At 66.0% G+C, this 13,444-nt stretch carries 10 protein-coding genes; 6 read left to right on the forward strand and 4 right to left on the reverse strand.

Annotation, left to right across the window (positions count from 1 at the left end):
- Nucleotides 1-75 precede the first annotated feature (75 nt).
- Nucleotides 76-939: an ATP-binding protein gene (locus tag GJV37_RS16870; protein WP_193452757.1), complete on the forward strand. Its 864-nt coding sequence runs from the start codon at nucleotides 76-78 to the stop codon at nucleotides 937-939.
- Between the two features lie 3 nt (nucleotides 940-942).
- Here GJV37_RS16870 and GJV37_RS16875 read toward each other — a convergent pair whose 3' ends face one another.
- Nucleotides 943-2,991 carry a TonB-dependent receptor gene (locus GJV37_RS16875; protein ID WP_193452758.1) on the reverse strand — a complete coding sequence of 683 codons (2,049 nt, stop codon included), beginning with the start codon at nucleotides 2,989-2,991 and terminating at the stop codon, nucleotides 943-945.
- A gap of 249 nt (nucleotides 2,992-3,240) precedes the next feature.
- On the opposite strand from GJV37_RS16875, the gene GJV37_RS16880 reads away from it, so the two are divergent.
- Together GJV37_RS16880 and putP are read left to right on the forward strand one after the other, a co-directional pair.
- Complete coding sequence (locus GJV37_RS16880) at nucleotides 3,241-3,990, forward strand: helix-turn-helix transcriptional regulator (RefSeq protein ID WP_193452759.1); 750 nt, start codon at nucleotides 3,241-3,243, stop codon at nucleotides 3,988-3,990.
- Between the two features lie 786 nt (nucleotides 3,991-4,776).
- Nucleotides 4,777-6,294 carry a sodium/proline symporter PutP gene (gene putP, locus GJV37_RS16885; RefSeq protein WP_193452760.1) on the forward strand — a complete coding sequence of 506 codons (1,518 nt, stop codon included), beginning with the start codon at nucleotides 4,777-4,779 and terminating at the stop codon, nucleotides 6,292-6,294.
- A gap of 137 nt (nucleotides 6,295-6,431) precedes the next feature.
- Here the strand turns inward: putP and GJV37_RS16890 are convergent, their stop codons facing one another.
- A complete protein-coding gene (locus GJV37_RS16890) occupies nucleotides 6,432-7,625 on the reverse strand; it encodes a sugar transporter (RefSeq protein ID WP_193452761.1) in 1,194 nt (397 codons plus the stop codon).
- Nucleotides 7,626-7,785: 160 nt separating this feature from the next.
- Entirely contained in the window at nucleotides 7,786-8,700 is a 915-nt protein-coding gene (locus tag GJV37_RS16895; protein ID WP_193452762.1) for a LysR substrate-binding domain-containing protein, read from the reverse strand.
- A 151-nt stretch (nucleotides 8,701-8,851) separates the two neighbouring features.
- Between GJV37_RS16895 and GJV37_RS16900 the strand changes: the two genes are divergently transcribed.
- Genes GJV37_RS16900 through GJV37_RS16910 form a run of 3 tightly spaced genes read left to right on the forward strand, consistent with a single transcriptional unit; the run spans nucleotide 8,852 to nucleotide 10,059 of the window.
- Entirely contained in the window at nucleotides 8,852-9,490 is a 639-nt protein-coding gene (locus GJV37_RS16900; protein ID WP_193452763.1) for an FMN-dependent NADH-azoreductase, read from the forward strand.
- Nucleotides 9,490-9,798 carry a DMT family transporter gene (locus tag GJV37_RS16905; protein ID WP_084359646.1) on the forward strand — a complete coding sequence of 103 codons (309 nt, stop codon included), beginning with the start codon at nucleotides 9,490-9,492 and terminating at the stop codon, nucleotides 9,796-9,798. Before GJV37_RS16900 ends, GJV37_RS16905 begins: the two co-directional genes overlap by 1 nt.
- Nucleotides 9,799-9,837: 39 nt before the next feature.
- Nucleotides 9,838-10,059: a VF530 family protein gene (locus GJV37_RS16910; protein WP_170859118.1), complete on the forward strand. Its 222-nt coding sequence runs from the start codon at nucleotides 9,838-9,840 to the stop codon at nucleotides 10,057-10,059.
- Nucleotides 10,060-10,240: 181 nt separating this feature from the next.
- On the opposite strand, the gene GJV37_RS16915 is transcribed toward GJV37_RS16910, so the two are convergent.
- Entirely contained in the window at nucleotides 10,241-13,357 is a 3,117-nt protein-coding gene (locus GJV37_RS16915) for a transglycosylase domain-containing protein (protein WP_193452764.1), read from the reverse strand.
- Nucleotides 13,358-13,444: the final 87 nt, after the last annotated feature.

A 13,444-nucleotide genomic window follows, 5' to 3' on the forward strand; every position in this document is an offset into this window, starting at 1 on the left:
TGTTTGTCGTTAGACGACCACTTTCCTCCATCGTTAGGCTGATGAACAGTCCCCATCTGCTTCGATGATCCCGCCATGACCGACCTGTCCGTAATCGCCGAGCAACTGGCTCGTATCGCCAGTCTGCTCGAACAATCCCTGCCGGCGCGCGCCGAGCTGGCGCTGGAAGAGGGCGCTATCGCCCATCTCTGGGAATACCGCCAGGGCCGGCCGCGCCTGACGCCGGTGATCGAGCCGGTGCTGATCGCCTTTGACGACCTGCGCAATGTCGACCGGCAGAAGGCGCTGATCGAGCAGAACACCCGCCAGTTCGTCTCCGGTCGCCCGGCCAACAATGTGCTGCTGACCGGCGCGCGCGGCACCGGCAAGAGTTCGCTGGTGAAGGCCTGCCTGCACGCCTTTCATGCCGAAGGCCTGCGCCTGATCGAGGTGGACAAGGAACACCTGGCCGACCTGCCGCAGATCATCGACCTGCTGCGCCATCGCCAGGAGCGCTTCATCCTGTTCTGCGATGACCTTTCCTTCGAGGATGGCGAGACCGGCTACAAGGGCCTGAAGACCGTGCTCGACGGCTCGGTGTCCGGGCAGTCCGGCAACGTGCTGATCTACGCGACCTCCAACCGCCGCCATCTGCTCGCCGAACGTGCCGAGGACAACCTGGCCTTCCAGCGCAGCGAGAGCGGCGAGTTGCACCCGGGCGAGGCGGTGGAGGAGAAAATCTCGCTCTCCGAGCGATTCGGCCTGTGGATATCTTTCTATGCCTTCAGCCAGGAGCAGTACCTGGAGGCGGTCGCGCGCTGGCTGGAATACCACGGCCTGGGCGGCGTTGCGCAGGAGGAGTGGGAACAGGCGGCGATCCGCTGGGCGACCCATCGCGGGTCGCGGTCCGGGCGGATCGCCGCGCAGTTCGCCCGGGATTTCGCCGGGCGTCGGCCTTAGCCTTTAGAACGCCACTTTTACCCCCGCCTGGATGCCACGCCCGCCAGCCGGCACGCTGTCGCGCAGGATGGAGCTGGCGTAGCGCACGGTCTGGTTGGTCAGGTTCTCGCCCTTGACGAAGGCCAGCCAGCGGCTGTCGCCCAGGTCGAAGCGGTAGCCGAGGCTGGCGCCGAGGGTGGTATAGCCGTCGGTGCGCAGCTCGTTCTCCGGCACGCGGTTCTGGTCGGCGGCGTATTCCACATCGACCCGCGCCTGCCACTGCTGCAATTCCCACAGCAGTGCGCTGTTCAGGCGCAGCGGGGCGATGCGCGGCAGCGCTTCGCCGGTGTCCTTGTTCTTGGCTCGGGTGTAGTCGCCGGACAGTTCCAGATCGAAGCGGCCGTAGGGGCTGTCCATCAGGTGGATGCGGTCCTGCGCCTCGACGCCGTAGAAGTCGGCCTTCACGCCGCTGTAGAGATATTCGGGCAGCGCTTCGTCGTCACCGGCATCCACCACCGCACCTTCCTCGTCGCGGTAGCGACCGCTGGCCAGCAGGCCGATGTAGTTGGAGAAGCGGCTGTAGAACACGCCGACGCTGCCCTTGTGCCGGCCGCTGTCGAAGCGCAGGGCGAGGTCGGTGGAAACGGCTTTTTCCTTGCTCGCGTCCGCGTCGCCCACTTCATAGGTGCCGGTCGCCGCGTGAGCGCCGTTGGCGTAGAGCTCGTAGAAGGTCGGTGCGCGTTCGGTGTAGGCGAGGGTGGCGGCCAGCGACCAGATCGGCGTCAGCTTGTACACCGCGCCGCTGGACAGGCTGCCGGCAGTGAAGCTGCGTGAACCGTCGTTTTCGGCGAAACGCTCGTTGTCCTTGGCATTGGGGTCGATGCGCGTGTGCTCGGCGCGACCGCCCAGGTTCAGCGCCAGGCGCTCGGTGGCCTGCCAGTTCTCCAGGAAGAACAGCGCTGCACTGTCGGTCTCGGTATGCGGCACGAAGGCCTCTTCGCCCAGCGCGGAGAAGCGGCTGTTGGCGACCTGCGCGCCGACGATGCCTTCCACTGGTCCGATCGGTTTATGCCGGGCTTCGATACGCGCCTCGTAGCCGTCGTTCTTGAAGGTGGTGCCAGTCTCGCCGTCTTCGATTTCCTTGTGCTGGTACTCGGTGTAGGCCGCGTCCAGCTTCACCGAGCTGAAGGGGCCGTCGAGGTCGCGGATTTCCGAGGCGAAGGCGTAACGATCCTGTTGCATCTTCAGGCGTACGTCGTCCTCGGCGGGCGAGCCGTAGTTGCTGTCGTAGCCGCTGTAGGACAGGCCCGCATAGCCGTGATCCCAGTGGTAGCTGCCACCGATGGCGCCGCTGTCCTGGCGGCCGTCGCTATTGTTGACGCGGTGCTTCGAGTCGTCGCCGTCCACTTGGCGTTGGCGCGCCGAGTGGGCGTAGCCGGGGATACGCAAGTCGTTGAACTCGCGGGAGCCGGCGTCGAGGTGCAGGGCGAAGTTGCCGTCGCCGGCTTCGAGCGCGCCGGCAGCGCTGCGGGTGGTGTCCGAGCCGCCGTAGCGCAGCTCGCCCTGGCCGTGGATGCCGTCCACCGCTTCGCTGGGAATGCGGTTGTCGAAACTGTTGACCACGCCGCCGATGGCGTTGCCGCCGTAGAGCAGGGCGGCCGGGCCGCGCACGACCTCGATGCGCTCGACCACGTTGGGGTCTTCCGGCACGGCGTGGTCGTAGGACAGCGACGAGGCGTCCAGCGTGCCGACGCCATTGCGCAGGATGCGGATGCGGTCGCCGTCCATGCCGCGGATCACCGGGCGGCTGGCGCCGGGGCCGAACCAGGTGGAGGACACGCCCGGCGTGCCATTGAGGGTTTCGCCCAGGCTGCCTTTCTGGCGCAGGGTCAGTTCGTCGCCCTGCAGCACGCTGCTGGGCGCCGCGGGGGAGGAATCGCCCAGCGGGTTGGCGGTAATCACCTGCGGCTCCAGTTCGGTGGGGGCGGCATCGGCCAGCGAAGGCGCACCGGCGCAGAGGGCGATGCCCAGCGGTGCGAAACGCCAGCGTGGACGGGGAAGGGATGGGGACATGACGAACTCCTGGTTTTTCTTCTGGCAAAGCGAACCCCTCCCTCGTGGTCAGGGATGTGCCAGGCGGCGGGAAGAGGAAAATGGGGAAGTGTTATTTGTTATAACATAACATATTCATCGGTTAGCAAGACTTTCCTGCTTAGATGATTTCGTGCGGAGTCCGGTGCCGAGTTGCGCCGGGTTGCACCTGCTGGCTGGGCAGGTCGATGGAATTTTCGTACCATGCTCAAAATTTGATCAGATCGCGCCATGTTCGATACCCGTCTCGCCACGTTGCCCGACCAGGCTGACCAGCACGCCCATGACCATCACCAGTTGGTGATGTCTCTGAGCGGCCGTGCGGAGTTCGAGATAGGCGGTACCGCCGGCGAGGTCTGCCGTATGCGCGCATGCCTGGTGCCAGGAGATGTCGGGCACCAGTTCGCCGGGCTGGGCGACAACCGGATGCTGATCGTCGATCTGACCGCGGCAGGTACCGGCGAGCAGGACCGCGAATTGCTGGCGAGGCTGTTCGAAATGCCGCGCTACCCGACGCTGGATGCGGACTTCCAGAACCTGCTCAGCTACGCCGGGGCGGAAATCGCCCGCTACGGCGATGACCCGCTGCTCGCCCGTGCCCTGGGCGGCGTGTTGCTGCGAGCATTGCACCTGCGGCTGTTCGGCGAAGACCGTGCGCCGCGCAACGGGCCGCTGGACCTGGAGCGGCTGGACGGCTATATCGCCGAGCACCTTTCCCGGCGCATTACCGTGGCGGAGCTGGCGCAGGTCGCCTGCCTGAGTCCGAGCCATTTCCATGCGCAGTTCAAGGACCGTGTCGGCCTCACGCCGCACCAGTACCTGCTGCGCCAGCGCCTCGACCGCGCCGCGCGCCTGCTGCGGGAAACCGAGCTGCCATTGGTCGGCGTAGCCGGGGAATGTGGGTTCTCCAGCCAGAGCGCATTGACCACCGCGATGCGTCGTTACCTGGGTTTGACCCCCGGCAACCTGCGCCGCTGCTGAACTGCGGGCCTGCGCACCGTGAATTACTGATCGAATGGACAGGTATTGCCCTTCGGGCGCCGGAGTCTTTTGCAAGAACTCCAGAGCTTTCAGCAAGAATTCCTTTGGGTGCAACCCATAGAGTCCGCCCACCGCGTTGCTGGTGTTCCAAGGTGCAACCCGGTCAGACCAAGAACAACAGCCAGCTCGATACGCGGGAGGGGCGCCATGCCCATCACCGGTTCTGTCTTTGCCTGTCGCGCGCCTGCACCTGGCCGCGCCACTTCCTTCACGGCCCGGCCTGCAGCGCCTGCCCGTGGCCTCGCGCCGTCACCGGTCGGACCGGTGCAACCGCATCGCCTGCTTTCTGTACAATCCGCGCCCTCGCGCGCCGGCCACTCCCTGCCGCTTCTTCATGCGTGCGTGTGCTCAATTTCAGTCACTGCCGACGAGCTTCCTCGCCAGCCCCGTATTGTGCGGCTGGAGATAACTCGACGGGAGCAGGACGCCGACTCCGGCGCCTGAAGGATGACCGGGCAACGCCCGGAAAACGCCCCGCACCTCGCCTACCGGCGAAAGCGGGGCGGAAGTCGCCGTGGTGAGACGGCGGCTGCAGGATGACGCCAGCAAGGATGAGGGCGTGCCTGCGTCGGGACGCGTAGAGGTTCGGTGCCTGTTTGGCATCACGCGCAACCCGGTTTGCCTGTGAGCAAGCGCTAACCGGTCGGCGTCAACCACGCCGGCTGCCAGTCAAGGGTCCGCGATACCCCGCGAACCTGGATAAAAACAAGCTGTAGGGGAGCCCCCATGAGCGTCAACACGCCAACACTGATCACCTTCGTGATCTACATCGCGGCCATGGTTCTGATCGGCTTGGCCGCCTATCGTTCGACCAACAACTTCTCCGACTACATCCTCGGTGGCCGCAGCCTCGGCAGTTTCGTCACCGCGCTGTCGGCCGGTGCTTCGGACATGAGCGGCTGGCTGCTGATGGGCCTGCCAGGTGCCATCTACCTGTCGGGCATCTCGGAAAGCTGGATCGCCATCGGCCTGATCTGCGGCGCCTACCTGAACTGGCTGTTCGTCGCCGGGCGCCTGCGCGTGCACACCGAGCACAACGGCAACGCGCTGACCCTGCCGGATTACTTCAGCACCCGCTTCGAGGACAACAGCCGCATCCTGCGGGTGATCTCGGCGCTGGTGATCCTGGTGTTCTTCACCATCTACTGCGCCTCCGGCATCGTCGCCGGCGCCCGCCTGTTCGAAAGCACCTTCGGCATGTCCTACGAGACTGCGCTGTGGGCCGGTGCCGCCGCGACCATCGCCTACACCTTCGTCGGGGGCTTCCTGGCGGTGAGCTGGACCGACACCGTGCAGGCCTCGCTGATGATCTTCGCGCTGATCCTCACCCCGGTGATCGTGCTGTTCGCCACCGGAGGCGTGGAACCGACCTTCGCTGCCATCGAGCTCAAGGACGCCGCCAACTTCGACATGTTCAAGGGCGCTTCCTTCGTCGGCGTGCTGTCGCTGATGGCCTGGGGCCTGGGCTACTTCGGCCAGCCGCATATCCTGGCGCGCTTCATGGCCGCCGATTCGGTGAAGTCGATCCCGGCTGCCCGCCGCATCTCCATGACCTGGATGATCCTCTGCCTGGGTGGCGCAGTCGCCGTGGGCTTCTTCGGCATCGCCTACTTCCAGGCGCACCCGGAGCAGGCTGGCGCGGTGGGTGAAAACCACGAGCGTGTGTTCATCGAACTGGCGAAGATCCTGTTCAACCCGTGGATCGCCGGCGTGCTGCTGTCCGCCATCCTCGCCGCGGTAATGAGCACCCTGAGCTGCCAACTGCTGGTGTGCTCCTCGGCGCTGACCGAAGACTTCTACAAGGCCTTCCTGCGCAAGAACGCCAGCCAGCTCGAGCTGGTCTGGGTCGGTCGCGCCATGGTGCTGCTGGTGGCGCTGGTGTCCATCGCACTGGCTGCCAACCCGGAAAACCGCGTCCTGGGCCTGGTGTCCTACGCCTGGGCCGGCTTCGGTGCCGCCTTCGGTCCGCTGGTGCTGTTCTCCGTGCTCTGGAAGGGCATGACCCGCAACGGCGCGCTGGCCGGCATCATCGTCGGTGCGGTCACCGTGATCGTCTGGAAGCAGTTCGGCTGGCTCGGCCTGTACGAGATCATCCCGGGCTTCATTCTCTCCAGCCTCTCCATCGTGGTGTTCAGCCTGATCGGCTCGGCACCGTCGAAGGCGATGATCCAGCGCTTCGAGGAAGCCGAGGCGGAATACGCCGAGGCGACTCAGCCGGCCGGTGCTGTTGTGACCAGCCGCTGATCCTGAGCTGAATGAAAAAGGCCGCGCCTCGAAAGGGGGGGCGGCCTTTTTGTTTCTGACGTTCTTGTGGTGCCGCAGGGCGGATGATGCTGGCGCGTTATGCGCCTACGAGAAACGGCAGCGCCGGCGTGGGGTGATCAACGCGAGGTGTTGCCACTCATCGCCGCCGCATAGCGCCAGCAGGCGAACAGGCAGAGCAGCAGGCCGACCACCGCCAGCGCACCGCCGACATAGCCGATCCACTCCAGCCCCATGCCCACCGCCACGCGGCTGCCCAGCAGCGCGCCGCCGCCGATACCAACGTTGTACAGGCCGGAGAACATCGCCATGGCCACGTCGGTGGCGTCGTGGGCCAGTTGCAGGACCTTGGCCTGCAGCGCCAGGCCGAAGCAGAGGATCGCCGCGCCCCAGAACAGGCTCAGGCCCAGCAGCGCCGTGGGCGAATGGGAAAGCGGCATCAGCAGCAGGAGCGAGCCGCCGAGCACGGCGATGGCCATGCACGGGAAGGCGCGCGGGAAGCGTTCGCTGTAGCGGCTGAAGAGGATCGAACCGAACATCCCGGCGCCGCCGAACAGCAGCAGGAGCAGCGTGGTCTTCTGGCTGTCCAGTGCGGCGATCTCCCGCGCGAAGGGTTCGATGTAGCTGTAGGCGGTGAATTGCGCGGTGATCACCAGCACGGTCAGCACATACATCGACACCAGCGCCGGGCGGCGCAGCAGCAGCGGCAGGCTGCGCAGCGACCCGGAGTTCTGGCTGGGCAGCAGCGGCAGCGCGCGGGCCAGCCAGAGCACCACGACCACCGAGACGCCGGCAATCGCCAGGAAGGTGGTGCGCCAGCCCATCGCTTCACCCAGCACGCGGCCCAGCGGAATGCCCAGCACCATCGCCAGGATGGTCCCGCTGGCCAGCAGGCCGAGGGCCTTCGCCTGCTGGCCCGGTGGTGCCACGCGCACCGCGAGCGAGGCGGTGATCGACCAGAACACCGCGTGGGCGAAGGCGATGCCGAAACGGCTGATCATCAGCACCGTGAAGTTCCAGGCAAAGCCGGAGAGCACATGGCTGACGATGAACAGGCAGAAGATCACCACCAGCAGGCGCCGGCGTTCCATGTTGCGGGTCAGCTGCATCAGCGGCAGCGAGGCCAGCGACACCACCCAGGCGTACAGCGTGAGCATCAGGCCGGTCTGTTCCGGACGCATGTCGAAACTGCGCCCGATATCGCTGAGCAGGCCCACGGGGACGAACTCGGTGGTGTTGAAGATGAAGGCGGCGATGGCCAGGGCGATGACGTTCAGCCAGCTGCCGGTACGGGGGGCTTGCGCGGTTGTCATGGGAATCCTGAGGTGAGAGGGGGCTCAGGCCGTGCCTTGGGATCACGCTTGTAGCGCGTCCCTGGCAAAGAAGAATTGTTGTTGCGGCGGAGTGCAATTCTAACCACGCATCCCGGCCCGCGCACGGCAAAGGGACGCTTGCGCGGGCGCAGCGGCAGGCTCAGGCGGCGTTGTCGATCAGCGGATCGGCCGCCTGCGCCACTTCCTCGGCCAGCCAGTCGAGGAACGCGCGCACTGGTGGATGGCGCTCGCGGCCGGGCACGCAGAGCGCGGTGTAGCTGGCACCAGGGACGTTGATCTCCGGGCGATAGGGCACCAGCAGTCCCTTCTCCACGCTCTCCGAGACCAGCAGTGAACTGGCCAGCACCAGCCCCTGGCCGGCGATGGCCGCCTGCAGGGCGTAGAACTCCTCCTCGTACTCGCGCTGTACCGCCTGGGTCAGCAGGCATTCTTCACCGGCTGCCGCGCACCAGGCCTTCCAGCCGCGCTCGTAGAGCTCGGAGTTGTACCAGCGCACGCTGATCATCTCCGGCACGTCCACGTCGGCGGTCGCCACCAGTGCCGGCGCGCCATACACGGCGAAGCGTTCGGCCAAGAGGAACTGGCTGTGCATGCGCGGGTACTCGCCGAAACCGTAGCGGATCGCGAGATCGACGCTGGCGTCCTGTTGCAGGTCGAGCAGTTCGCACTGGCTGTCCAGGCGCAGGCGGATGTGCGGATGGCGCGCATAGAAGCGCCCCAGGCGCGGCACCAGCCAGAGCGCCGCGAACGCGGGGGTGGTGGAGATCGTCAGGCTGCTGGCGTTGCGCTGCGGACGCAGGCTGTCCACTGAGTGCGAGACCTCCAGCAGCGCGCCGTGCAGGCTGCGGAACAACCGCTCGCCGGCCTCGGTCAGGCGCACCTGGCGTGGCAGGCGCTCGAACAGCGGCAGGCCCAGCCATTCCTCCAGCGCGCGGACCTGGTGCGATACCGCCGTGGGCGTCACCGCCAGTTCCTCGGCGGCGCCCTTGAAACTCAGCTGGCGCGCAGCGGATTCGAAGGTACGCAGGGCGGGCAGGGGCAGGTTGGCGAACATCGAAATCTCCATGGATGAGTTGAACTCATCTGGGTGCAGTTTCCCTCAGTTGTCCGGGGAGCCGCCGGAAAATACCGTGGATGGCAAGCAGGGTGGAAATCCAGTGTAACGGATGAATCACCTGGAACAAGTCGAACCGAAGGAGTCACAGATGAACCGTATTCTTGCCATTCACGCCAGCCCGCGTGCCGAGCGTTCCCATTCCCGTCGCCTGGCCGAGGGCTTCCTCGCTGCCCTGCCGTCCGCGGACATTACTCACCGCGAAGTGGGCCGAGCCAATCTGCCCCACGTCAGCGAAGGCTTCATCGCCGCGGCCTTCCATCCGCAGCGCGAGCATCGTCCGGCCGAACTTCAGGCGGAGCTGACGTTGAGCGATGAGCTGGTGGACGAGCTGCTTGCCCACGACCTGCTGGTGATTTCCACGCCCATGTACAACTTCAGCGTGCCCAGCGGCCTGAAAGCCTGGGTCGACCAGATCGTCCGTATCGGCCGCACCTTCGACCTGCACATCAAGGATGGCGAGGCCGAATACGAGCCGCTGCTCAAGGGCCGCAAGGCGCTGATCATCACCAGCCGCGGTGGCGCCGGCATGGGGCCGGGCGGTGAGCTGGAGTGGATGAACCATGCCGACGCGTGGCTGCGTGTGGCGCTGGGGTTCCTTGGCATCGAGGACGTACAGGTGATCGCCGCCGAGGGCGAGGAGGGCAATCCCGAGGCCTTCCGCGCTGCCTATCAACAGGCTGAACAAACCCTGGCCGACCTCGCCGAGAGCGAGTGGGCGCGTGCGTGATGGCCTGGGCGATGCTGATGGTGGCGGCGGTGTTCGAGGTGATGTTCGCGGTGTCGATGAAGTACGCCGAGGGCTTCACCCGGCCGCTGCCGACCGTGGTGACGGTGTTCGCGGTGATCGGCGGGATCTTCTTCCTCACCCTGGCGATGCGCCAGTTGCCGGTGAGCATCGCCTACCCGATCTGGACCGCCATCGGTACCCTGGGCACGGTGTTCTTCGGCTTCCTGCTGCTGGGCGAGGCGCTGACGCTGACCAAGCTGGCGTCGGTCGCCCTGATCATCGCCGGCGTGGCCGGGCTGCGGGCCTGATGCTAAGGTGCCGCGCATTCTCCGCACGACGACACCGACATGACCGACAAACCGAAGAACCCGCTGCATGGCGTGACCCTGGAGGCGATCCTCACCCAGCTGGTAGCGCAGTACGGCTGGGACGGGCTGGCCAAGCGCATCGATATCCGCTGCTTCAAGAACGACCCGAGCATCAAGTCCAGCCTGACCTTCCTGCGCCGTACGCCCTGGGCGCGGGAACAGGTCGAGACGTTGTACGTGAAGAGCGTGCAGGGCAAGTGACAGAGCGGCTCTTCGTAGGAGCGAGCTTGCTCGCGAATCTGGCCGGTTACCCATGGCATGAAGCGGTTCGCGAGCAAGCTCGCTCCTACAGGTTCAGGCATCTGGGCTATCCCCTCACCCCAGCCCTCACCCCAGGGAGAGGGCTGGGGTGAGGGGGCGAAACCGATCTATGCAGCAGCGCCTACCGCCAGCTCACCCGCAGGTTATCCAGGCGCTCCTGGCAGCCGGTGCTGATCCCGGGCTCCAGGTAGCTCGACAACATCGGCGCCATGCCCTTGAGCACCTGTACCGGCAGTGCCGAGGTGAACTTGAAGTTGTCCGACTCGCTGCCGGCCACGTAGGCGGTCAGCGTGCCGAAGTGGCGTGGGCCGATGTAGAAGACGAAGGTCGCCGTGCGGTTCATCGCCTTGGAACTCTTCACCCAGCCGCTGCGGGTCACGCTCTCGATGCGGTTGTCGCCGGTGCCGGTCTTGCCGCCCATCACCAGTGCGTTGCCATTGGCCAGCTTGAAGGTGCCTGACAAGCGCCGTGCGGTACCCGCGTCCACCACCTGCGACAGCGCAGTGCGCAGAGCCTGGGCGACCTCCGAACGCATCACCTGGCGGCCATTGTTGGATTCCGGGCCGAGGGTGACCTCATAGGGCGTGGCGGCGGCGAAGTGCAGGCTATCGATGCGCAGGGTCGGCTGGCGCACACCATCGTTGAGGATGATCCCCATCAGCTCCGCCAGCGCGGCGGGGCGGTCCCCGGAGCTGCCCAGCGCGGTGGCCAGCGATGGCACCAGGTGGTCGAACGGGTAGCCCAGGCGCTTCCACTGTTCATGCAGGTCGAGGAAGGCTTCCACCTCCAGCATGATGCGGATGCGCTTGTCGCGGGCGTACTTGTGCCGCGACTTGAACAGCCAGCCGTAGACCTGCTTGCGTTCGGCGCCGCTGGCGGCCACGGCATCGGCGAAGGTCGCCGCCGGCTGGCGTTGCAGGTAGCCCAGCAGCCACAGTTCCAGCGGGTGCACGCGGGCGACGTAGCCCTGGTCATTGAGGTCGAAGGCGCCCGGTCCATAGCGGGTGTAGAGGTCCTCGATGCGCTTGTCGGTGAGCTTGTCGCCAGCGTATTTGCCCTGCTTCAGGCGGTCCTGCAGGAAGGCTGTGAAGGTCGGCAGATCGGCCTGGGGCTGCAGGTAGCGATGGATCGCCGCCAGCCGCACCGGCCAGGCGCGCAGGCCATCGAGGAAGGTATTCAGGCGGTCGTCGTTGTCCTTGCCCTTGTATTTCTGCCAGAAGCGCAACAGGTAGACCTGGCTTTCCTTGTCGACGAAGCGGTCCAGGTAGTCCTGCCGGCGCGGGTCCTTGTCGTCGGCCAGCACCGCAACCTTGCTGCCTTCGTTGGCGTAGATGTCGTGGCGCACCAGATCGCGCAGCAGGCGCACGAAGGGCAGGTTGATGGATTCGCGCAGCGCGTCCTGCAGGGTCGGAATGCGACCGTTGTCCTCCTTGCGGAAGTTGCTGAAGGTGTGCACGCCGCCGCCGGTGAAGAAGCTTTCATAGGGGCTGGCGGAGTACTTGCGCTGCAGTGCGGCGGCGAGCATGTCCGGCAGGTTGCGGTCCTTGGCGGCGATCAGGTAATCGATGGACCAGCGACTGAGGATGTCCAGCGGTTCGATGTCCACCTTCTTCAGCTCGGCGACCGTCATCGGCGCGTACTGCTGGTGCAGGTCGGCGATGGTTTCCAGGTAGGTGGCGAGCACGCGCAGCTTGGCGGTCGAGCCCAGCTCCAGCTTGCTGCCTTCGTTGATGTCGAAGGGCTGCTCGGTGCTGTCGGTCTGCACGCGCACGCGGTTGCCGCTGGGGGTGCGCTCGAACAGGGTGAAGCTGTAGCGCACGTCCCTGGTCTTGTCCTTGGACAGCAGGTGCTCGCCGAACAGGCCGATCTGCTCGGCGAAGGCCGGGTCGGACAGGTGCCGCAGGTAGCCGGTGACCTGCTCCTGCAGTTCATGCTGCAGGGTCGTGGTGAAGCTCATGTCGAAGCGATCGAGGTCGTACAGCGGTACGTCGAGCATGCCGGCCAGGCGGGTGCGCGCAAGGCCGATGCCCTTGTTGTTTTCCAGCGGGGTGAAGCTGGGCTCGCTGCGCGGATCGCGGAATACCAGCTTCTGCTTGAGCGCCGCGTCGCGAAGTTCCGGGGCGATCACGTTGTTCTGCGCGAGCAGGCGCAGGTAGCTGTCGGTTAGCACGGCCAACTGGTCGCGGCCACGGGCGAGGTACCAGGAAGGTCGGCGGTGGGCAATCATCAGCGAAACGACCTGGCGCAGCGCCTTGCCCTGCGCGGCAAGCTCCGCACCGGAGCCGGGCGGGGCGTTGAGCAGCTTGTTGACCTGCTGGTAGTCGGCGCCGTACCAGATCCACAGGCCATCGGGCAGGCCGCTCACTTCGCCGTAACCCGGCTGCGCCGAGAGCGGTACGGAGTTGAGGTAGGTGAGGGCGACGTTGCGCCGTGCGGCCATGTTCTCCGCGCCGTTCTGGTAGGTGCGCACGCTGGCCGAAGCCATCTGCCGCAGCTTGTCGGTGATGGAGTTGGTGCGGCCATCCTCGGAATGGCGGTACTTCTCGATCTGCGTGGCCAGGGTGCTGCCGCCGGGGGCGTGGTTGCCCAGCCCGACCAGCTTGCCCACCTGCGCCACGGAGGCCTGGGTGAAGCGGCTCCAGTCGATGGCGGGGTTCAGGTAGGGGCGGTCGGGATCGAGCAGGTCGCGGTTCTCGATGTACAGCAGGCTGTTGACGATGGCCGGGGAGATGCTCTCGAAGTTGGCGTAGAGCCGCTGCGGGTAGCGGAAGTTGTAGATCGGCAGGCCGCGACAGTCGGCGATATCGACGCCGGCCTGGGCCTTCTCCGGGTAGGGCGGGAACATCCCGTGGCCGGTGTACTGCATCAGCGGATCGGAGAAGCGCGCCTGGCTCAGGGTGACGAAGTTGCGCTCGTGCAGGCGGCCCAGGAAGGTCGGCAACTGCTGATAGCCCAGGCGCCGATCGAAGGGGCCGCCTTGTGGATAAACCACATCGTCGGTGCTGCCCTGTTCCAGGCGCCAGGTCAGGCCGGTGGCGTAGCGTGCCAGCTCGCGCGCCTGCAGCTTGGAGGTGCGCGCCTCATACAGCAGCGCCGCACCCATGGCGGCAAGCAAAGGCAGGAGAAACAGGAAGAGAAGAAGGAAGCGGTGGTGATGCACTTTCTGGGGGGAAAGGCCGGGCCCCGGACTTCCCGGTTGGCCTGCCACTTGCGTACCGGAATGCTTCGAGTTGCCCATATTCACGCCCCGCCCATGCTTGTACGACAGCCCAGGTAGCGAACTCCGCCCACGTGATGGCCGACGCCCCTCCCGGCGCCGCGAAAG

The organism is Pseudomonas nitroreducens (genome assembly GCF_010994165.1).
Lineage (GTDB): Bacteria > Pseudomonadota > Gammaproteobacteria > Pseudomonadales > Pseudomonadaceae > Pseudomonas > Pseudomonas nitroreducens.